Annotated in this window: 19 protein-coding genes; 12 read left to right on the plus strand and 7 right to left on the minus strand. The window is 39.3% G+C overall.

Going from position 1 to position 21,988, the window contains the following annotated elements; all coding sequences use genetic code 11:
• Nucleotides 1–69: 69 nt before the first annotated feature.
• Together ACOFKR_RS08185 and ACOFKR_RS08190 are read right to left on the minus strand one after the other, a co-directional pair.
• Complete coding sequence (locus ACOFKR_RS08185) at nt 70–1,671, minus strand: vitamin K epoxide reductase family protein (RefSeq protein WP_419803532.1); 1,602 nt, start codon at nt 1,669–1,671, stop codon at nt 70–72.
• A gap of 348 nt (nt 1,672–2,019) precedes the next feature.
• A complete protein-coding gene (locus tag ACOFKR_RS08190) occupies nt 2,020–3,477 on the minus strand; it encodes a TolC family protein (RefSeq protein WP_419803533.1) in 1,458 nt (485 codons plus the stop codon).
• A 604-nt stretch (nt 3,478–4,081) separates the two neighbouring features.
• Here ACOFKR_RS08190 and ACOFKR_RS08195 point away from each other — a divergent pair.
• Together ACOFKR_RS08195 and ACOFKR_RS08200 are read left to right on the plus strand one after the other, a co-directional pair.
• On the plus strand, nt 4,082–6,217 hold the full coding sequence (locus ACOFKR_RS08195) for a SusC/RagA family TonB-linked outer membrane protein (protein ID WP_419803534.1): 2,136 nt from the start codon (nt 4,082–4,084) through the stop codon (nt 6,215–6,217).
• Nucleotides 6,174–7,385: a TIM-barrel domain-containing protein gene (locus ACOFKR_RS08200; RefSeq protein ID WP_419803535.1), complete on the plus strand. Its 1,212-nt coding sequence runs from the start codon at nt 6,174–6,176 to the stop codon at nt 7,383–7,385. The genes ACOFKR_RS08195 and ACOFKR_RS08200 overlap by 44 nt, the downstream gene beginning before the upstream one ends.
• A gap of 265 nt (nt 7,386–7,650) precedes the next feature.
• On the opposite strand, the gene queG is transcribed toward ACOFKR_RS08200, so the two are convergent.
• The gene (queG, locus tag ACOFKR_RS08205; RefSeq protein WP_419803536.1) at nt 7,651–8,586 is read right to left on the minus strand and encodes a tRNA epoxyqueuosine(34) reductase QueG; all 936 of its coding nucleotides are present in this window, start codon (nt 8,584–8,586) and stop codon (nt 7,651–7,653) included.
• Between the two features lie 201 nt (nt 8,587–8,787).
• On the opposite strand from queG, the gene ACOFKR_RS08210 reads away from it, so the two are divergent.
• The 7 genes from ACOFKR_RS08210 (at nt 8,788) to ACOFKR_RS08240 (ending at nt 14,891) form a co-directional block, all read left to right on the plus strand.
• Nucleotides 8,788–9,099 carry a hypothetical protein gene (locus tag ACOFKR_RS08210; RefSeq protein ID WP_419803537.1) on the plus strand — a complete coding sequence of 104 codons (312 nt, stop codon included), beginning with the start codon at nt 8,788–8,790 and terminating at the stop codon, nt 9,097–9,099.
• Nucleotides 9,096–10,061, plus strand: a complete 966-nt coding sequence (locus ACOFKR_RS08215) for a hypothetical protein (protein WP_419803538.1) — start codon at nt 9,096–9,098, stop codon at nt 10,059–10,061. Before ACOFKR_RS08210 ends, ACOFKR_RS08215 begins: the two co-directional genes overlap by 4 nt.
• 330 nt (nt 10,062–10,391) lie before the next feature.
• Nucleotides 10,392–10,733, plus strand: coding sequence for a hypothetical protein (locus tag ACOFKR_RS08220; RefSeq protein ID WP_419803539.1), 342 nt, complete (start codon nt 10,392–10,394; stop codon nt 10,731–10,733).
• A complete protein-coding gene (locus ACOFKR_RS08225) occupies nt 10,730–11,782 on the plus strand; it encodes a DUF2235 domain-containing protein (RefSeq protein ID WP_419803540.1) in 1,053 nt (350 codons plus the stop codon). The genes ACOFKR_RS08220 and ACOFKR_RS08225 overlap by 4 nt, the downstream gene beginning before the upstream one ends.
• A 172-nt stretch (nt 11,783–11,954) precedes the next feature.
• Complete coding sequence (locus tag ACOFKR_RS08230) at nt 11,955–12,182, plus strand: hypothetical protein (protein WP_419803541.1); 228 nt, start codon at nt 11,955–11,957, stop codon at nt 12,180–12,182.
• 164 nt (nt 12,183–12,346) lie between these two features.
• The gene (locus ACOFKR_RS08235) at nt 12,347–13,612 is read left to right on the plus strand and encodes a M16 family metallopeptidase (protein ID WP_419803542.1); all 1,266 of its coding nucleotides are present in this window, start codon (nt 12,347–12,349) and stop codon (nt 13,610–13,612) included.
• A 7-nt stretch (nt 13,613–13,619) separates the two neighbouring features.
• The gene (locus ACOFKR_RS08240) at nt 13,620–14,891 is read left to right on the plus strand and encodes a M16 family metallopeptidase (RefSeq protein WP_419803543.1); all 1,272 of its coding nucleotides are present in this window, start codon (nt 13,620–13,622) and stop codon (nt 14,889–14,891) included.
• Between the two features lie 93 nt (nt 14,892–14,984).
• Here the strand turns inward: ACOFKR_RS08240 and ACOFKR_RS08245 are convergent, their stop codons facing one another.
• Nucleotides 14,985–15,689 (minus strand): STM3941 family protein, encoded by a 705-nt coding sequence (locus tag ACOFKR_RS08245; protein WP_419803544.1) that lies wholly within the window; start codon nt 15,687–15,689, stop codon nt 14,985–14,987.
• Nucleotides 15,690–15,704: 15 nt separating this feature from the next.
• Entirely contained in the window at nt 15,705–16,256 is a 552-nt protein-coding gene (locus ACOFKR_RS08250) for a lysozyme inhibitor LprI family protein (protein ID WP_419803545.1), read from the minus strand.
• 492 nt (nt 16,257–16,748) lie between these two features.
• Between ACOFKR_RS08250 and ACOFKR_RS08255 the strand changes: the two genes are divergently transcribed.
• Both ACOFKR_RS08255 and ACOFKR_RS08260 read left to right on the plus strand, forming a co-directional pair.
• Nucleotides 16,749–17,510: a DUF72 domain-containing protein gene (locus ACOFKR_RS08255; protein WP_419803546.1), complete on the plus strand. Its 762-nt coding sequence runs from the start codon at nt 16,749–16,751 to the stop codon at nt 17,508–17,510.
• A gap of 95 nt (nt 17,511–17,605) precedes the next feature.
• Nucleotides 17,606–17,932, plus strand: a complete 327-nt coding sequence (locus ACOFKR_RS08260; protein WP_419803547.1) for a hypothetical protein — start codon at nt 17,606–17,608, stop codon at nt 17,930–17,932.
• A 259-nt stretch (nt 17,933–18,191) separates the two neighbouring features.
• Here the strand turns inward: ACOFKR_RS08260 and ACOFKR_RS08265 are convergent, their stop codons facing one another.
• The gene (locus ACOFKR_RS08265) at nt 18,192–19,688 is read right to left on the minus strand and encodes an SIR2 family protein (RefSeq protein ID WP_419803548.1); all 1,497 of its coding nucleotides are present in this window, start codon (nt 19,686–19,688) and stop codon (nt 18,192–18,194) included.
• A 122-nt stretch (nt 19,689–19,810) separates the two neighbouring features.
• Complete coding sequence (gene carA, locus ACOFKR_RS08270; protein ID WP_419803549.1) at nt 19,811–20,923, minus strand: glutamine-hydrolyzing carbamoyl-phosphate synthase small subunit; 1,113 nt, start codon at nt 20,921–20,923, stop codon at nt 19,811–19,813.
• A gap of 209 nt (nt 20,924–21,132) precedes the next feature.
• On the opposite strand from carA, the gene panB reads away from it, so the two are divergent.
• On the plus strand, nt 21,133–21,948 hold the full coding sequence (gene panB, locus ACOFKR_RS08275) for a 3-methyl-2-oxobutanoate hydroxymethyltransferase (protein WP_419803550.1): 816 nt from the start codon (nt 21,133–21,135) through the stop codon (nt 21,946–21,948).
• Nucleotides 21,949–21,988: the final 40 nt, after the last annotated feature.

The following is a 21,988-nucleotide window of genomic DNA, read 5'->3' on the forward strand; positions in this document are numbered from 1 at the left end:
GGCAATTCAAGCTGCATACATTTTAAAAGTGCATACTCCTTTACTTTTGGCCAAAGTATCTTGTTGCTGCTAATTAAGCAGGTATTTAATATCTTTTAATTGGTAAGTTTCCGGCAAACGGTAACCGTTTACCAGAAAAGTGGGCGTGGCTTTTATTTCTGCCAAACTGCACCAGGCCAATTGCCTATCCAACTTGCCATACTCTTTTTCGTCTAATTGTATTGGGTAAATTTTTGCCCAGTCTTCATAGTTTTTTTGCTTTTGTTCGTACCAGTCGTGCAATGCTTTTTTTACCATCCCTTTTTCCTGCTTGTCATTTAAAGCCATTAAATGCCTGGTAACAGGGGTTTTGCGGTCAGCCTCTGTATTGTTTGCAGTAAATACAAAACGTACCTGTAAATCGTTACGGGTATTGAGCCATTCATCCAGTATTTGATGGGTCTTGGCACAAGGCGGGCAGTAAGGGTTGCTCACCATCGTAATAATATTTTCTGCTTCGGCATTGCCCAGTACAATACTCCAGTCTTCTCCTGGTATAGCATACTTGGGTTGAGCATGTAGCAAACTGTCAAAAAACTCTTTATTATATTTAAGCTTCCGCAATTGGCTTTTTAAAGGCCTTACTTGTTGCACTTCTAGTAACAAAGGTTTTAACAAAAGCCACAAAGCCACGGGCAAGCTTAAACAGATAAATAGGGTCAATAACGATGGGAAAGCAGGGAATTTTAGCGTATTTAAATTATACAAGCCCGGCGAAAAGGAAACCAATGCTGCAAACTCAAGCCAAAGCAGGGCTTGCACGGTGCAACATAACGTACACCATTGTTTGGCTACTTTATACTGGTAATAAATGGAGTAAAAAGTATAGGGCAGGCTTACTATATTGAACAGCGCTAATGCCTGAAGCATTGTTGTTGAACCGCCGCCAAACAAAATTGCCAGCCAGGTGCCGGTAAAATAAAAGAAACCAACTTCGCTCCAGCTCAGCCCTTTAAAAACAGTTGCTGCTTTTGAAGATAATATGGCATTGCAATTAGTCTTGTCGCCGCCACCACATAGTTTTTGGATCAACGGATTGTTCTGGTCAATACTTTGCACCAATAATAAGATACTGGTGATAACACCGGCACTTTTAAACAGCAGCAATAAAGCATAAGGCCAGGTGATGGCGATCAAATTATTAAAATGCAAGAGCAAACCGCATAACAGGGCTAAGACAAGAAGAAAAGGTGCCAGTAAATAACGATAAGAACTTATTGTTTTAAATAAACTGTCAGTAGTGGTAGTTTTAGTGCCAGAGTTTTTGGGATCAACAGCCAGTACCACACCGGTAAAATCAGCTGCAAACTCTTTAAAACTTAACTTTCTATTGTTGTTAACAGAGACAGATTCTGTTGTTACACCGGTAACAAACATAAATTCGCTGCCGTCCTTGTCCATATTTGCTATAAAAGGGCAAGGGACTTTCAGTAAATCTTCTTTTGAAATACGATAACCCACACAAGATAACCCAAAATTTGCAGCTACATCAGTTATAGCCAACAAACTGGGATAATCCGGATGCGTGTTCAGCTCGTTTGTGACTGTTTCTGCATCAACAGAAATGCCGGAATGCTTTAATAAATTTATTAAAGTCTCATCTAAATTAGGTTGTTTGGTAAAAGAGATCATACCAAAAGAATTTTCTCTAATGTCAACATACTTTATTTACAAAAAAGAGTTTTTAAAAAATAAATCTTTTTTAAGTAAAATTTAATAAAAACTTAACTAAAAGATAATAATCGTTCGGTGGTTAATGAAATTGTTTAAACTTGATTTTCTCAGTAAATGCTTCTTTTATGGCATAAAAATGAAAGGACACACCCCTTGCCCCTCTCAAGAGGGGAACCTGCAAACGGTGCCTTTCTAAACCTTAGAAAAGTAGCAAATGATGCTTCCCCTCTCGAGAGGAGTTAGGGGTGTGTCTTTCAATAATACCTGTAAATGAATAATTAGTTAATAACAAATATTTAAACAGATTTACTGCCATTTTACATCAAGCGTTAAAGGTTTAACCAAATAGTAATCAATTACTTTATTCCTGAAAATCAAGTCGTATCGGGCTTGGATCAGATCAAATTCAGCCTTATTAAAGTTAGTCTGCGCAATATTATAATCCACAGAATTGAGCAGCCCGGCCTGGTAACGCTTTTCGCTTACATAAAGCACCTGTTTGGTAGCCTGGTAATTGCTTTGGTTTGCCGCCAGGCGTTTGTTTGCCGCGTTTAAATCTGCCAATGCTTGGTTAAATACTTTGTATAGGTTGTTTATAGCTATTTGTGCAGTTACCTCTGCATTTTGATAGCTGATTTTTGCCTTGCGTATATTGACCTGGCTGGCAAAATGGTTAAACAAGGGAATTTGCAGGGTTATACCTGCCGATTGATAAAAATTATCGGAGAACTGCCTGACAAAAGGGTAGTTTTTAACCGTTGAACGATAGGCAGGCTCCAGCACACGCTGGTTGGTGCCGTTTACAAAACCGATGGTATCAAAGCCCACTTGCTTTGTGCCGGTAATTAAGGAACGGGCATCAGAAAAGTTAGTGCCTGCGGAACCAAATAAAAACAGGCTGGGATACAAACTGCTTTTGGCGACTTTAATAGCTTGGTAAGCTGCATCTTTTTGCAGGTTGGCCAAATGAATATCAGGGTTTACGGCTAAAACTTCCTTCCATAATGCTGTTGTGTCTAATTTTTTGTTTTCGTCAGTTAGTTTGCCAATATCGGGTTTAACCAATTCGAGTGTCGCAGATGGCATTTCCATTAATTGCTTTAAAGCAAGCAGATTGGCTTCCAAAGTATTATGAATATTGGTTTCGTCCAATTCAGTAGTAGCCTGTTGTGCTTGGGCTTGTGCCAGGTCGGCCAGGGATTTATTACCGGCATTAAAATTTTTTTGTGCCTTTTCTACGCTTAGTTTGGCCACCTTTACTTGCTGACGGGAGGCTTTTAATAAATCTCCACTAGCCATAACCTGCAAAAAAGTAGTGGCTACAGCTAATATTAAGTCGTTTTTGATTTTAGTGATGTTGCTTTGGTCGGCTTGCAGCAGCAACTTGTTTTGTACAATCTGCCTGCGTAATTGTCCGCCCTGAAATAAAGCTACTTGTGCACCCAAGCTTCCATTAACCTGGAACACCCGCTGGTTGATGTAGTTATAAGTAGATACGTCCAAGGTACGGCCCCAGTTAAAAGAGGATTGCGGACTGGCACTAATGCTTGGCAATTGATTGTACCTGAACTGCTTTAAGTTTTCTTCTGTAAAAGCAGCATTAAACTGTGCTTGTTTGATTTGCAGGTTCCGGTTTAGGGTAGAATCAATGGCTTGTTGTAAAGTGATTTTAAGTTGTGCGTATGAATTTAAGTGTGAAAACAGTAAATTTATCGTACAAAGTATTACAATTAATAACCTTTTTAAAATTACTTTGTAACTCATAGACAAAAAGTATTTTTAATAATAGGACAAAAGGTTTTATAAGTTTAGACAAATTTTTCAGCTTTAGTTCGTTTTATTGTAACAAAACTTTAAAAAACTTCAACCTGTTAAGTAATTAGAATAAGTTTGAAGATAAGATCATCGCCATAAAAGCCGTTAAAGAATAAGCAAACCTCTGGTTTTTGATTTTAGGCTTTATTTGATTTTAAGGGTTAGTTGCGGATCTTTGCAAAAAATTACCAATGCTTCTTTTATCACCTAAAATTATGAGTTCATATCAATTATTTTAAATAGTCCCGAAAAAGTTTAAAAGTTTTTTATGCCATAAAAGAAGCATCAGAAACAAAACCTGCCAAACATATACATTCCTTCGCCCCAAAACAGTATTGGCTGTCCTTTTCGCTTATTAATTATCTATATAACTTCCTCTGATTTTAATTATTATCTTTTTGATTTTCAATAAGTTATATTTAAACTGGTTGCCTTTTTTTAATATTGAGGGCAATTTCGGTTGTTATAATCTGTAAACCTCATTTACTTTGATCCTGCTATCACTTGCTAAAGGCAGATAGCGAAGTTTACCAATTATTAAAACCTAATGAGAATGAAGAGAATCTACTTTTTTAAGTATGGTTTTCCCATGCTGTTTTTAATCAGTGCTTTTAAAACTTTTGCACAGACTGCTTCAATTACAGGGAAAGTCCTGGATGAAAAAAACCTGTCGTTGCCTGGTGCCAGCATAACTATTGACGGCACTACTTTAGGTGCTACAACAGATGCGGACGGCAACTATCGGATAAACGGTGTACAACCCGGCACTTATAGCTTAACTGCCCAGTTTGTGGGTTATACGCCGATCAAAAAATCTGTATCGGTTAGCGGAAGTGCAAATGCTCAGGCTAATTTCCAGCTGAACCCTACAGCACAATCGTTAAGTGAAGTAGTGGTTGTTGGTTACGGAACGGTCAGAAAATCAGACGTTACCGGCGCAGTGACCAATCTTGGGAGCAAGGATTTAAACCCTGGGCCGATTACCAACCCGTTACAACAGATTGCCGGTAAAGCTGCGGGCGTTAATATTTCTCAGGTTGGCAGCGAGCCTGGCTCGGCACCATCCATACGTATCCGCGGTATTACTTCGCTTCAGGGCGGCAATGACCCTTTGGTTGTTGTTGATGGTATACAGGGCAATATGGACTTGTTAAACCAGGTGCCGCCAAGCGAAATTGCAACGGTAGATATATTAAAAGATGCTTCTGCCACCGCGATTTACGGTTCCCGCGGCGCGCCAGGCGTTATTATTATCACCACCAAAAAAACTGCTGCCGGCAAAACAACTGTAGAATATACCGAAAACAGTTCTCTGGATGTAATTCCTAAGAAATTGCATGTATTAAATGCGGAGGAGTGGTCAAATCAAGCCAACTTATTAGGTGTAAATATTTCCGCAAACCACGGCTCAAACACCGATTGGTATAACCTGCTTACCCAAAACGGTTTTACCCAAAACCATACCCTGGCTATTGGCGGTGGTGCCAATTCGTTTAATTACCGCGCATCCGTAACCGCTATTGGCCAAACCGGCGTGGTTATCAATTCAAAATATCAAAATTATATCGGCCGGATCACTGCTACGCAAAAAGCGCTGGATGATAAACTGACCATTACCATGAACGTAAACAGTGGTATTAACACTGCTAATTACAGCCCTACCGGTGTTGGAAATGATGCTTTTAGTTCAATCCTGATCAATCAAGCCAATGTAGCAAGGCCAACCGACCCGGTGTTTAACACGGACGGAACTTATTACCGTGATCCGAATGTTTTTCATTACACCAACCCTTATGCAGTTGCTAAAACCGTTCAAAATAATGGAGCCACCAATAACCTTTTCAGTAGTTTGAGGGGAGACCTGGATATTTATAAAGGGTTATCTGCTGGCTGGTTTGGCAGCTGGAGGAAAGTTGACTTTAATTCCGGTTATTATTTGCCTTCTTCCTCAACGGTTCAAACCGCTATTGATAATAAAGGGATCGGAAACATCAGCAACAATCATACAGACGAGAAATTAATGGACATTAATTTAAGTTACAAGCATGATTTTGGAAAAAATCACCTGGATGCAACCGCCGTATATGAGTGGCAGGCGCAAACCTACAACGGAAGTTTTGTACAGGGAAGGGGTTTTGTGAACGATCTTGCCAGTTACAACGCCTTACAATTAGGTGATGTTTCCAAAGTTTTGCAGAACGATATTACTTCCTATAAAAACGACAGGCGTTTAGTTTCGTTATTAGGCAGGATTAATTATTCCTACAATGACCGTTACCTGCTTACCGCAAGTTTCCGGCGTGATGGTTCAACGGTGTTTGGGGTTAACAATAAATGGGGTAATTTTCCTTCCGCATCCCTCGCCTGGCGCGTTGACCAGGAAGATTTCATGAAAAACCAGCATGTTTTAAGTAATCTTAAATTGCGTGTTGGCTACGGTATTACCGGTAACCAACAGGGAATTGGGCCGCAAAACTCGATTGCATTAGTTGGGCAGGCAGGTACAGCCTATTTTGGCGGTACAGTTATCCCAAATTATGCCGCTACCCAAAATGCAAACCCGAACTTAAAATGGGAAACCAAAAAGCAGGCAAACGCCGGTGTGGATTTCGGTTTCCTGAACGACAGGCTTACCGGTACGGTTGATGTATTTACCGCTATTACCGGACAATATTTTGTTCAATTATGAAGGCACTACGGCATCTCACCTCAAAGCACACAATGTTTATGCTTTGGAAATGGTAAGGGCAAGTTACGAAGGCGCACGTAAAACCATGAACAAGCGTCCGTTTGTACTAACCCGCGCCGGTTACGCAGGTTTTCAGCGTTATTCGGCGATGTGGACGGGCGATAACCGGGCGGAAGACGAGCACATGCTGGCCGGCGTACGCTTGTTGAACAGCTTAGGCTTGAGCGGCGTTGCTTTTACCGGGATGGACATTGGCGGCTTTACCGGAAACCCAACAGCTGCGTTATATGCCCGCTGGATCCAGATTGGTGCTTTTTGTCCTTATTTCCGTAACCATACGGCAATCAACACCAAATCTTCCGAGCCTTGGACTTTTGGTGAGGAAGTAACAGAAATCTCCCGGAACTACATCAATCTTCGTTATAAATTGTTGCCTTATCTATATTCAACTTTCTACGAAGCGACACAAAACGGCCATCCGGTAAACCGTTCGCTTGCGATTGATTATACTTTCGACCCTAAAATTTACGATACACAATTTCAAAACCAATATTTGTTCGGCAATGCTTTTTTGGTTGCGCCTTTTGAATCAGGCAAAGACTTTGGCAAAATGTATTTTCCGAAAGGCAAATGGTATGATTTGTATTCTGATCAGGTGCAAAACGGAAACCAGGAAAAAATCATCCAGCTTTCCTTACAAAAATTGCCTGTTTTTGTAAAAGAAAGCAGCATTGTGCCGATGCAATCTTTAATTCAAACTACGGCCCAAAAACCAACCGATACTTTAGTGGTACATATTTACAAAGGCGATGTAAACAATCATTTTGTTTATTATGAAGATGACGGCGAAAGCTTTGCCAACGAAAGCGGTAACTTTTACAAAAGGAACATTGAATTTTTACCTGCTAAAAGAAGCATTGTTTTTGATAAAGCAGAAGGGCCATTTCAATCAAAATTTAATACGATAAAAGTAGTATTGCATGGTTTTGATGCAACTTCATCTTTAAAAATCAACGGTTCGTCTTCCAGGCTCAATAATGAATTTGTTTCCTTTTTAAATCCGGTTTCTACTTTTGATCCGCAGGGATCTGCCAATGCTGCCGAAGGACAACAAGCAAAAACTTTTACATTTAAAAATGACAAAAGCCAAATGACAATTGCTTATTAATAACAGCTTGTTTAAATTTTTGTCAACACAATTTCCAATGCTTCTTTTATGGCTATAAATTTGGTTTTTGATTGTTGTTGCAATTTAAAAAGTACAACTGGCCAATGGTTTTTAGGTGGTAAAAGAAGCATGGAAATATCTCGTACAAATAAATTTTAAACAAGCTGTTGTTGATTGTTGAAATTTGATCTGAAGGAAATTAAAATACAAGAAATATTCACAACCTGTCCAAAAATCACCAATTTTATACCGATAAAAGAAGCATTTAAACATTCTTCAAAAACGAAATATTTCTTTTTAAACCTGCAAACTTCGTCCGTTTGACGGCGGAATTTTTGAAAACTTTTTTGAACGTATCTTCCGTAATTTCTTCCCAATCGGCTTTGGTCATTTGCAACAATTCTTTGGGCGGTTGAAAGGCAGGTTCGTTGTGTAAAACGGAAAACCGGTTCCAGGGGCAAACGTCCTGACAAATATCGCAGCCAAACATCCAATTGTCGGTTTTGCCTTTAAACTTCTGCGGGATTTCGTTTTTAAGTTCGATGGTGAGATAGGAAATACATCGGCTGCCGTCCACCACCGCAGGCGCAACAATGGCTTCGGTTGGGCAGGCATCAAGGCAGCGCGTGCAAGTGCCGCAATGGTCTTTGGTTGGTTCGATGTCGTATTCCAGTTCCAGGTCAACAATCAGTTCGGCCAGAAAAAAGAAAGAGCCTTTTTGTTTGCTGATCAGGTTTCCGTTTTTCCCGATCCAGCCCAAACCGGCTTTTTTTGCCCAGGCACGATCTAAAACCGGTGCCGAATCCACAAAAGCACGACCGCCAACTTCGCCAATGTTTTCGCGGATAAAAGCCAAAAGCTGAAACAGTTTTTGTTTGATTACGTCGTGATAATCGGCACCAAAAGCATAACGCGAAATTTTTGGTGCATTTGGATCAAGTTGCTGCTGATCAGAATAATAATTTAAACCCATGGAAATTATGGATTTGGCACCGTCAACCAGCAAACGCGGATCCAGCCGTTTGTCAAAATGGGTTTCCATATAAGCCATTTCGCCATGAAATTTTTTTTGCAGCCAGCTTTCCAACCGTGGTGCTTCCTCCTCCAAAAACCCGGCTTTTGCAATCCCGCAAAACAAAAAACCCAGCTTTTCTGCTTCTGCTTTAATCAGTTGGCTGTAGGCGGATTTGTTGTTGATCATACGATTTTGCAAAGATAAGCTTCGGCAAGTTCAGACGATCATTATTTAAAAATTAGCATGATGAAAATGCCTTAATTTAAAGTAAATTTAATGCTTCTTTTATCGGTATAAATTTATCAACATTGTTTATTAATACTAAAATTATTAGTATTTTTGTTTTTCTGATGATCTAAAAACAACTTCTTTTCAACCTAAAATACCATGAAAACATTTGATCTCGAATTGCGGGTAAAAACTTTTGGTTCGGTTATTACCTGGGAAATTTTGCTGGAAGATTCGACAAACCACAACCAAAGGCTGCGCGATTGGATGCAGGCGGATGATTACCGTTACAAAAAACTGCCGGATTATGCAATTTCGGACGATGTGCTTTCCGTTTTTGCCGGCTGCCAAGGCATTATCGGCGGAACGGTTGTTTGCGAAGTGCTGATCAACGGTGAAAGCCAGCCGCAAAAGCTGATTTCAAAAGTGGAAGAAACAGAATATGCCAAAACAGATTATCCGATTGTATGAAAAATTTATACGTGTCCCTCGGCATTTTTTTGCTGGTAAAAACAGCATCTGCGCAGGTGTTGCTGGAAGATAAAGACGGTGAAAAAGTTGTTAATTACAGTGCGGTTTTAACGCCCGATATTGGCCGGTTATCGCTGATAAAACTCAACACCGGTGATCAATCCCTCGGTTTCAGTTATTTTATTTCCTCGGCCTTGCACGATCCGGCCAAGTATGCCGTGCAGGAATTCGGGCTGAAAGCTGCGCCAACGGCCGGGTATGCGGCGGTTTTCAGGAACGGGCAATTTTCGCCGGGGATTAAAGCCAATTATGGTTTAACTTTTGTCAATCCTTTTAACCGATCAACCCTGACCAAAACGGTGGATTGGGCAAGTTTGGATTTAGGTTACAGCTTTGACCAGTACACACTTTACCAGCCGAATGCTGTTTTTAGCAACCAAATTTATGGCAAAACTTCGCATAGTTTCCGTGCAAATTTAAGTTACAATTTGTTGCTGGGCAGCAAGTTTATTTTGAACTTGAAAGCAGGCTACTCGAGACAAAACAACTATCCCAACTTAGGTCAGGTTGATATTACCGATATAACTTCTGCCACAAACACCAACACTACACGGCAAATTACCAGTACCACTACGGCAGCGCAAGGCAATTTTATGGAGTATAATGCTTTCCCGCAGATTGTATCTTTTACACGGGCAACAAAAACCGATGCCGAAGGGTCTGCGGATGCATCTAAATTAAGAATCGGCTACACGTTGTTTGTAAAAAACCAGTTTTCATCTTACTTAAACAAAACGGATGGTGGTGCAATTATTTTTCTGTCGCGGCAGGATAAAAGCGGCATCCGCAACCCGGTGCTTGGTTTTGTGGTGCAGGCGGTAAATTTGTTTGATACGCAAAACCTGAACAACGGCCTGCAAAAACGCATCCGGGTTGGGTTTACCACAAACTTTTCTTTATGACGAATTTAGGTCGATAAAAACAGTATCGGCCAAAATAATCAAAAAACTAATTTGTGGTGTTTTGTCTCAGTTTAGAAATTTATTTAACCGGCCAAAACTTATTGCGGCAATAAAAACGTAGATAGTTGCAGGCAGGCAAAAAAGCTTTCCGCAATAACCAATTATAAACAAGCTAAAATTGCCATAAAATACTTTTTGCGGGCAATTGCATTTCTTAAATTATAAATGTAGCTTTAAATCAATTACTTGCATAGTAAATAATGCGGGTTTTGTGCTTGCGGTGAGGTGCTTTTTATTGCTCATATTATAACATTAGTATTTTGTATCGATATGAAACCAGTAGAACATGCAATTTCCGATGCTTCTTTTGTCGGTCATTATTATAAAATATTATTATCAAAATTAAAACAGTTTAAAACAGCCAAACACGTTGTTTTGATCAGTATGGTTTTGCTGTGCATACTGGTAAGATATTTGGTTTTGTCAATGGATAAAAGCCCGGTCAAAATACAATCCATTACAGAAAAACAACAGAAACCAAAAGCGCATGTTTCAAAACCTGCCCCTAATAGTGCTGCTTTTTCACAAGATGATTTTTCCGGGCTTAAACAGGCCCAATACAATTTTGTACAAACCGATGCAAGTTATTTTCTGATAAACGAGGCGCAATGAAACGGATCATCACCTGTTCTGACGGTACTTGGAACAAGCCAAACCAGCTTTATAAAAATAAACCCGTTAGCACCAATGTGCAGCGCATTTTTGAGGCCATTTGCAACAGTGATGACGGGCAAATGCAGCAAATAAAATTTTATGATGAAGGTGTTGGGGCAGAAGGCAACTGGCTGAACCGCTGGGTTGACGGCGCAACAGGAAAAGGCATTGACGAAAATATTTTAAGTGCCTACAAATTTATTTTGTGGAATTATGAGCCGGGCGATGAGTTGTATTTGTTTGGTTTTAGCCGCGGAGCTTACACGGCGCGCAGCCTGGCCGGTTTGATCCGTAATTGCGGTATCCTCAAAAACAATGATTTATCCCTGATAAAAGAAGCATACCGGATTTACCGCGCCCGCAACCCCATTACCAACCCGAAAGGCGAGGAAGCGATGGCTTTTAAAAAGGCACACAGTTACTACGAAAACCTGCGCATTAAATTTATCGGTGTGTGGGACACGGTTGGCTCGCTTGGCATTCCGTCGCGCTGGTTTCAGTGGTACAACAACAACAAATATCAGTTTCATGATACCACGCTCAGCAGTATTACCGATTATGCTTATCAGGCATTGGCAATTGATGAAAAACGATCTAATTTTACGCCCACGCTTTGGCAAATGAGCGATAAAGTTATGAGCGGCGAGGTGGGGCAATTGGTGCAGCAGGTGTGGTTTCCGGGCGTACATTCTAACATCGGCGGAGGCTATCCGGATCCGGGTTTAAGCGATATTACCTTAAACTGGATGATTGAAAAAGCAAAAGCCACCGGTTTGGGTTTTGAAAAACAGTACATCGAAAACACGATCAGGCCCAATGCTGAGGGCGAATTATACAACTCCAAAAAATTCCCGTTTAGCCTGTTGCCGAATTACCTGAGGCCGATTTGTAAAAATCCGCTGGCCAACGAATCTGTAAACAATGCCGCATTTGAGCGGATGAAAGCCTTGCAGGATTATCGGCCCAAAAACCTGATCGACAGCAGTTGCAATACACCTTCAGCCTAAAAAAACACCGGTAAAAGAAGCATGGGCAAAAAGCCCGTAACCAAAGATTTTTCTTTTTGCCAGATGTAATTGCTGCTGCTGAAATAATAATCAGATAGTGTTTTTATCGGATAAAAATCCGCAAAACAATATGGGTAAAATCTTCTTTTTAAATTCATCAACCCAAGTAAATATGGCAACCAAAAACAATAATCAGAGTGAAGCAGAAATGCCGGCAACCATAACCGGCGAACCCACCGATCAGCTTTCACCCGATGAAAATTTAGATAATCAGGATTTGGAAATTACTGAAAATGAAGATGATGAACCTTACGAAGGCATCCATCACGGTGAGGAAGACAATGATGATATGATAGATGACAACATGACCGGAATGCCGGTTGTTCCGTCGCCTTCCTGAAGAATAAATAACACGTGTTATAACAGGCAGGTTGTTGAAACCTGCTTTTTTTATGCCAAAAAAATTAGGAAACGAACCGATTATAATGCTGTCTAAACTTCTTTTAGGTTGAAAAAAAGGTAAGTTTGCAGTTATTTTTAAAAAATAAGGATAAAAATCTCAGCATGGTCAGATTTAATAGGTTCACACTTTCCAATGGCCTGAAAGTGTTGATACACGAAGATAAAACCACACCGATGGCCGTTGTAAATGTTTTGTACGATGTTGGAGCGCGCGATGAACACCCGGAGCAAACCGGTTTTGCCCATTTATTTGAGCATTTGATGTTTGGCGGATCAGAAAATATACCTGTTTATGATGAGCCGTTGCAGCGCGTTGGCGGCGAAAACAATGCTTTCACCAGCAACGATATCACCAATTACTATATTACGCTGCCGGCCATCAACATAGAAACTGCTTTTTGGCTGGAGAGCGACCGGATGCTGAACCTGGCTTTCAGCGAAAAAAGCTTGGATGTGCAGCGTAATGTGGTTTCCGAAGAATTTAAACAACGTTATTTAAACCAGCCTTACGGCGATGTATGGTTAAAACTTCGTCCGTTGGTTTACAAAAAGCATCCGTACCAATGGGCAACCATTGGCAAAGCACTTTCGCATATCGAAAATGCCAAAATTGAAGATGTAAAGGCTTTCTTTAAAAAACATTACAATCCGCAAAACGCAATATTAGTAGTGGGCGGGGATGTTGATACACAAGAAGTTATAGCGCAGGTAGAAAAGTGGTTTGGCCCGATCCCGGCTGGGGAAAAATACCTTCGCAACCTGCCGCAAGAACCGGAACAATCGGAAGAACGCCGTGAAACTGTTGTGGCAAAAGTGCCTTTAAACAGTTTGTATATGGCTTTTCATGCGCCAGGCAGGACAGAAGCGGACAGTTATCCGGCCGAGTTGCTGGTGGATATTTTATCGCGCGGCAACTCCTCCCGTATTTACAAAACTTTGCTGAAAGAGAAGCAGTTGTTCAGCGAAATCCATGCGCACTTATCCGGAAGTTTGGATGCAGGAATGTTGATTATCGAAGGAAAACCGACCGAAAACATCGGCATAGAACAAGCAGAAGCCGCCGTTTGGGAAGAATTGGACAAGCTGAAAAACGAACCGGTGCCGGAAGCAGAACTGATGAAAGTAAAAAATAAAACCGAATCAACGATGGTTTTTGCAGAGATGTCTTTACTGGAAAAAGCAATGAACCTGGCCTATTTTGAGTTGATGGGCGATGCCGAAAACCTCAATCACGAAACCGAAAAATATTTGGCCATCACTTCGGAAGAAATCCGGGACCAGGCGCAAAAAATTTTCCGCAGGGAAAACCTGTCAACCCTGGTTTATCTGGCCGAAGAAGCGGCCGAAACGGTATATTTATCACTATAAAAGAAGCATGTTAAACAGAACTATTGTGCCGGAATTTCGCGGTATCAACGATTTGGCATTGATCAAACCAAACGAGATTAAATTAGAAAACGGATGTACTATATTTTCCTTTGACTCCGGCGGCCAAGAACTGGTCCGGTTAGAATGGATTTTCAGCAACCTGCGTTTTAACACGGCAAAACCATTGGCCAACCCGGCCGTGAATACGCTGCTTACCGAAGGCACAACTAACCGAACGGCCGCAGAAATTGCAGATGAAATTGATTTTTACGGTGCCTTTTTGCAGGTAGAATTCGGTACAGACCATTCGCAGGTTACACTTTATACCTTGAACAAGCACTTAAACGCTACGTTGCCTGTAATAAAAGATTTGCTTACCAACGCTGCTTTCCCGGCAAAAGAATTACAAACCTACATCCGCAACCAGCAGCAAAAGTTGCAGGTAAGTTTGCAAAAAAACGATGTGCTTTGCCGCCGGGTTTTCAATAATGCGTTATATCCGGGTTCGATTTACGGTTTTGCACCGGAAGCAGAAGATTTTGCGCAATTAAAACAAGAGGATCTGAAACTGCATTTTGAGCAGCAATATCAGCCGGCAAATTGTACTTTGGTGGTTGCAGGCAAGGTAGATGCAAACACGTTGAACATCATTTTGGAAGAGTTTTCTGACTGGCAAAACCGGATTACAGCAGATTTTATGCGTCCAGAAGTAGAAAAGGCCGACGGCCGGTTTTTATTCATTGAAAAACCTGACGCCCTCCAATCCGCCATCCGGCTGGGCTGCTCCACCATCAACCGCACACATCCTGATTTTGCTGGTTTCCAAGTACTTAACACTGTTTTGGGCGGCTATTTCGGTTCGAGGCTGATGGCGAATATCCGGGAAGACAAGGGTTACACGTACGGCATTGGCTCGGCATTGGCTTCCTTAAAAAAAACCGGGACGTTTTTTATCGCCACAGAAGTTGGTACGGAAGTTTGCAGGCAGGCATTAACAGAAATAGAGAACGAAATTTACCTGCTAAAAACAGTATCAATCCCCGACAGTGAACTTTCGCTGGTGCGCAACTACATGATGGGCTCTTTGCTGGGCAGTTTAGAGAACGTTTTTTCTCATGCAGATAAGTTCAAAAACCTGTATTTTTCGGGTTTGGACTACGATTATTATGCGCAATACACCAAAACCGTGCAGCAAATCAGCCCGGAACAGTTAAAAGATTTGGCCAACAAATATTTTAACTGGGAAGATTTTACCAAAGTGATCATAGGCAAATATTGATTCGGCCGGAACCGAAACCCTGTAATTGCACACATGCTGTTTTTATCGTATGTTTTTTGAACAATCTGGCTGTAAAAATAGATCTCACTTCTTTTATTGCAGCTTGTTATTGCTGAGTTGTGTTTGCAGAAGAATTTCCAATTCGTTAAAATTTAATTTCAAAGCGTTTGCAGAAATGCTAATCGGAGAGCCGTAGTTTTTAAAATTTATTTCTGCCGCCTTGCGTTTTAATGGATTTTTCTGCCGTTGGATATAATGGTTTGGATTATCAATAACGATCATTAAAAATCTCTGGTTTACAATATCCAAAGTTGTAATTTCTATGATGTCTGTCCACGGAATGTGCCCTGCTGAAATACCGCTTGAATTATCGATAATTCCTGTTTTGTTTATAATTAAACCCGCTTTATTGTCCCTGAGTTTATTGAAAATCATAATAGCACAAGCCCCAAAAAATAAAATTGCAACTATTCCTGTAATAAAAATTATGGTTGAATTATAAAACTTTCCACCTATGGTTATACCAGGACTAAATACAAGTAAAAATCCGGTTACTACAAATGCAAGTGAACCGATGAACATCAATGTCATCTTTGATTTACTTAGAGGGATTTCGATTTGTCCGGTTGTATGCATATTTATGTTTATTTTACTGTCTAACATGCTGGTAAGCAATATCTTTCTGTAACAAAAAACTGAAATCAGAAATCCGTTTGCCCTAACCGAATCAGATTTATGATCAACTTTTGATACTTCTTTTATCGGTATAAATTTTGTTCTGCCGACAGGTTTTGCCAAACCAAAGTTACAAGCTTACTTGTGTTTTACAACATGATTATAGTAGTCAAACAGATCAATTGTCCTTTTTATAACCAGATCAGAATAGGCGATTGTTGCAATGTTTGATTGAATTGTGCCACCGCCAGAATATTCTTCTTTTGTCATGGTGCCAATAAGTTTTGTTTCAGCATCACGGAAAATAAGCCAAGCTCTTTGTGCTGTAATAAGAACTTTTTTGTCTTCGGGTTTTAAAACTGCCAGAAGTTTATTGTAATACCTGTTCAGCAATTTGTCATACGCGGTTGTTTTTGCATCAATTGTTGTGTTCATGCCAATTGTTGAATAATCGATATTCATTCGTTTTGATACCATTTGACTTATCCGAAAAGTATCTAAAGAAAACTCAATCTGATCATGTGTCAATTGTTTTTTTTCGAGTTGTTTCTTAAAAATCGGAACTTCTTTTTCAACTTCTGAGTTTATCTTTTGCAAAACTTGAGAAGTAATTTTTTGCTGTTTGTTAGCCTGTCCGAAAGAAAAGTTTCCAAACAAAAAAAGTGCGGCCAAAAAAATAATTTGTTTCATAATTTGAGATTTGCAGAAAGTTTGCGGCCCGCTAAATTTACAAGTTAACGTTTTGCAAGTCAGGATTTATCCGCACAACATCATAAAAATATTCTGTAGTTTGCAGGTTTTAATCAACAGTAAATATAATCAAACATACTGTTTTTACGGGCAAAAAAATAGTACGTCAAGTTTATGCCGATAAAAATTGCATACAAGAAATGGTAAAATGAAAGCCGGACGCAGTTATGTTTTGACAGGAACATATTCACTTTGTATTTTACTTGTTTTGAGTTGGATGTAAAGTCCGGATTTGCAAAAACTAAGATTTGAAACCGTTCTGGCATAAATGAAATCAATTTTTTAGAAAACCGCATTGCTACTTATAAAATTTATATGGATAAAAGAAGCATTAGAATTTTTTCCGATGCAGACTTGAACGCGCACTTAATTAAATTTAGAAGAAAATTTTGAAGCCAAGCTTTTATATTTGGGAGCACAAAAGTTTAGATAATGGTAAATCAGCCCGATGAAAAATTTTATTCCGGCACAAGTGGCGTGGTACTTCCCGTGCCCAACAAACTATCTTTTCCGCCGGAATTTCAGGATAAAAGCAGGCTGACTTATTATGCTTCCCTGTTTAACAGTGTAGAAATCAACAGCTCATTTTATAAAGTCCCGATGGCTCCAACTGTCCAAAAATGGGCAGAAAGCGTTCCCGAAAATTTCATGTTTACCTTTAAACTCTGGAAAGGCATCAGCCACAATAAAAAACTTGATTTTAAGGCGGAAGATGTAAACCACTTTATGCAAGTGATCGCCCAAGTTGGAAGTAAAAAAGGCTGTTTGCTGGTTCAGTTTCCGCCAAGTTTGAAAATTGCAAGTTTGCATCAATTGGAAAAACTGATGCTTGCATTACAAGGTGCCGATGCAGCGCAAGATTGGAAAATAGCATTGGAGTTTAGAGACCGGTCTTGGTACGTTGAAGAAACTTATGACCTGCTGAACAATTATAACATGGGAATAGTTTTGCATGATAAATCTGCTGCGGCTTCACCTTTGTTAGAACCGAAAACGGATTTTGTTTACTTGCGTTTTCATGGCCCCGGCGGTAATTACAAAGGAAGTTATGATGATGGTTTTTTGTATGAATACGCACAATACATCAAAGATTGGCAACGCGACGGGAAATCTGTTTACGTTTATTTTAACAATACGATGGGCGATGCGATCAAAAATTTAAAGAGTTTGAATGATTTTGTGCATTTAAACTAAAATTGAAATCAGGTTTAAAATCTAAAAAAGCACAAGTGTAATTATGATTTTCAGGCGATAAAAGAAGTATCAAAAAGAAAGATAAAGGATAGCATTTGTTGATAACAGCTGCTTGCGATAAATTTGGTATCAAAATAAAAGTTTACACCGACCAGCCTGGCATCCAATTTTACGGCGGCAACTTTTTGGAAGGCAGCGATAAAGGCAAAAATGGAAAAGCTTACGAAGATCGTACCGCTTTATGTTTGGAAACCCAGCATTTCCCGGATTCGCCAAACCATCCGCAATTTCCAAATACAACTTTAAAACCTGGGGAAACTTTTAATTCGGTTACTTCTTATCGGTTTCCTGGGAAGAAGAAGGATTTTAGATCGATAAAAGAAGCATCGGTTTTTATGGTTGATGCTTTTTTAGTAGGGTGAAAGTTGGTTTTTATGTAAGTGAATTATTTAAACAGGTTAATACAATTGTTATTATAAAGGTTATAAATTTAAAGCTTAAAGCTCAAGATTAAAAATTGTAACCAATAGAAAGTAATAGTTGGGGATACGGTGGGTTTTGTAATGTGACTATTTGAGCAAATATGGTTAAACGGACTATTTTAAAAGAAACAATCATGGTTTGAAAGTTACAAGAACTGTATTGTAAATCCTAAAGAACAAGTAATCTTAGACAATAAGATTAATTATGATACTTTTTAAAATCATATGCACATAACATTTTTTTATAATTGGATAACTTTTTATCGGTGTAGTTCCTTAAATATACTTCAACTTCATCCATAACTATTTTACCTTCCATTATCGACCAAAAGATAGCATTTTCTTTTGAACTGTTGGAAATATTGGTGTCATCATTAATTTCTTGAATACGCGAATGCAAGGTTTTACATATATTTGAAATTGAACTCATTGCATTGTCAAGTTTTGCTTTTTGATTTACCTTAAGACGATTTATACTTAGTAGAGTTGTATTTACAAGGCTAAAACCATATATTGGAAAATATTGAGTGCTTGAAATTGTATAACGATCAATTAATGAAAGTACTTGAGAATTCGATTCATCAATAATTTTAAAATAATTGGAAATAGTTTCTGAGCTTGTTAAATACTGGTATTGGATAGTTTTGTCTGTACCAATAGCTAATATACGTTCTGAATTCTTAATTGAATCTAAGTCTTCAGTTATTTTAACTGCAATATTTCCACCTGAATATATTTCTTTAACAATAGTTTGTACCTTTCTTATATCTAAAGCAGAAATTGATAAATGTAGATTAGATAGTGCTTGGTAAATTGCTGTAAAATTATCCGTCTTAATTTTGTTTATTCTAATTGTTGAAAAACCTTCCATATCAATGTCATGTTCAGTAATTTCTTCTGAATTTGAATCAGCTTCATACTCGACTAACAAAAAATTTTCCCGAATTTTTTTTGCCTGATCTGAATTTGGTTCTATATATGTGAAAATTGTTTTAAGGATACTTTTTATATTTTCATCTCCAATACGATAGCCAATAAATATAATTGGATTATGAATAAACAATGAGAGTAATTGCGCTCTTATTAATTCATATTTTTCAGAAAATCTAATATAGTCATCAGCAGTTATTATCATTTTTCCTGCGTCAGTAGTACATCCATGAATTTTATAAACTGATCCATATGGATTACTTAATAAAATGTCATTGCCTATAAGTTTATTAAATTCAAACGTTTCTTCAATTAAATTATCATAATTTGTAGTGATAATAGATCCTATATTTTTTCTGATTTTTTTTAATTCTGCTAACTCTTCTGTTTTACTTCTTCTTAATTCCGTTGTCGAAAAAATCTTAGCAATATAAATTTTGAACCTACTTAGTTTGATGCTCTTAGCCATGTTTTCATAAAACATATCATTAACATTCTTAAATCTACCATAACGGTCTGCGGTCAAATCTTTGTTAAATTCTTCCTCAAGTAAAGTTGCAATTTTATCAAATTGATATTTGCCGTCTTCTTCGCATTGTGCCTTGATATCTAAGTAATATTCGCTGTTATCTTTTAAATCAAAAGCAATTTTACTTAGTAATCCATCCCAAGTATAGGAATTTTCTAAGTATCTAAGGCTAAACCCAGTTCCAATAAATAAAACAGGATGATTTTTATAATGAGAAATAAAATCTGCTATATTCATAACATGCTAATCTTATGGTTGCTAAATATAGCATTACTACAATAACTTTTACACGATAAAAACAACATCAAAAAAAAGGACACCATTTAAAGGTAGCTTTTCTATTAAACTTTAAAAGTTAATTACTTTTCTTCAGATTTCCCCATCATCGCCACAAAATCATCAAACAAATACCTGGAATCATGCGGGCCGGGAGAAGCTTCCGGGTGATATTGAACCGAAAAAGCGTTTTTACCTTTTACACGGATGCCTTCAATCGAATTGTCATTTAAGTTGATGTGCGTAATTTCTACTTTATCAGAATTTTTAACCGCATCCTGCACCACGCCAAAACCGTGGTTTTGGGAAGTTACTTCGCAATGGTTTTTGATAATATTTTTGACCGGATGGTTGATGCCGCGATGTCCGTTAAACATTTTTTCGGTCGGGATATCATTCGCCAAAGCCAGTAATTGGTGGCCCAAACAAATGCCGAACATCGGTTTATCGGCTTCCAATACTTTTTTTACCGTGTTGATGGCGTAATCCATTGCCGCCGGATCGCCGGGACCGTTGGAAATAAAATAGCCGGTCGGTTTAAATTCCTGCATTTCCTCAAAAGTAGTGTACGAAGGAAAAACGCGGGCAAAAACACCACGCTCGGAAAAATTGCGCAGGATATTTTTCTTCACGCCCAGATCCAAAACGGCAACGCGATATTGTGAGTTTTCATCGCCAATATCATACGTTTCATTGGTAGAAACCTGCGAAGAAAGCTCTAAACCGTCCATGGATGGTACTTCTTTTAGCCTTGCTTTTAACTCGTCCAAATCCAAAATTTCCGAAGAAATAATGGCATTCATCGCACCTTTATCCCGAATGTGGCGCACCAGTTCCCGCGTATCAATATCCGAAATGGAAACAATATTTTGTTCCTGAAAATAATCCTGAATGGACAGATCGGCTTCTTTACGGCTATATTGTATGTTATAATTTTTGCAAACCAAACCCGCAATTTGGATTTGTCCGGATTCGGTTTCATCATGATGGATGCCGTAATTGCCGATGTGCGCGTTGGTGGTTACCATAATCTGGCCGAAATAAGAAGGATCGGTAAAGATTTCCTGATAGCCCGTCATGCCGGTATTAAAGCAGATTTCGCCAACAGTTGTACCGATCTTTCCGGCCGCTTTCCCGTGGTAAACCGTTCCGTCGGCCAGTAATAAAATGGCCGGTAATTTGGTGAAGTTAGTCATGTTGATTCTGAAAAAAGGTGGATAAAAGAAGCATCTCCCGAAGGAAAACTATAGGTGAAATTTGCGTTAAAAAGCAAAAGCGGGGTTTCTGTATTCACAGGAGACAAAGGTAAATTTTCTGCCCGATTTTATAAAGGATGTTTTGATGAATTTACAATTGGTTGTCCTACATTTACGGCTTGAAAAAAGGTAAGTAAAAACAGTATCAAATGTCTGTAAATAAAGAAGTTAAGCGCATCACAACCAACACTTTGCAGGAAATGAAACAGCGCGGCGAGCGGATTGCCATGCTTACGGCCTATGATTTTTCAATGGCGGCGGTGGTGGAAGATGCCGGGATGGACGTGATTTTGGTAGGCGATTCGGCCTCCAACGTGATGGCCGGACACGAAACGACACTGCCGATCACGCTGGACCAGATGATTTATCATGCCTCGTCCGTTGTCCGGGCGGCCAAAAAAGCGTTGGTGGTGGTTGATCTGCCTTTTGGTTCTTACCAGGGCAATTCCAAGGAAGCTTTGTATTCTTCTATCCGGATCATGAAAGAAGCCGGTGCCCACGCTGTAAAAATGGAAGGCGGAACGGAGATTGTAGAATCGGTTACGCGCATCCTGGCGGCAGGCATCCCGGTGATGGGCCATTTGGGTTTAACGCCGCAATCTATCTATAAATTTGGCACTTACACCGTTCGGGCAAGGGAAGAAGCCGAAGCCAACAAATTAAAAACGGATGCTTTGGCTTTGCAGGAAGCAGGTTGTTTTGGTATCGTATTGGAAAAAATCCCGGCAAAACTGGCTCGGCAAGTTACTGATTCGCTAACGATTCCAACCATCGGCATTGGTGCAGGCAGCGGTTGCGACGGTCAGGTGTTGGTGATCCATGATATGCTTGGGCTGAATAAAGGTTTTAAGCCGAGGTTTTTACGCCAGTATTTAAACCTGTTTGAAGAAATGAGTGGTGCCGTAAAAAATTACATCGCGGATGTGAAATCAAAAGATTTCCCGGGGGAAAAGGAGCAATATTGATTTCAGTTGCGGGTTGCCAGTTCTAGTTGTTGATTGTAAG

It is taken from the genome of Mucilaginibacter sp., from assembly GCF_965201005.1.
Taxonomy (GTDB): domain Bacteria; phylum Bacteroidota; class Bacteroidia; order Sphingobacteriales; family Sphingobacteriaceae; genus Mucilaginibacter_A.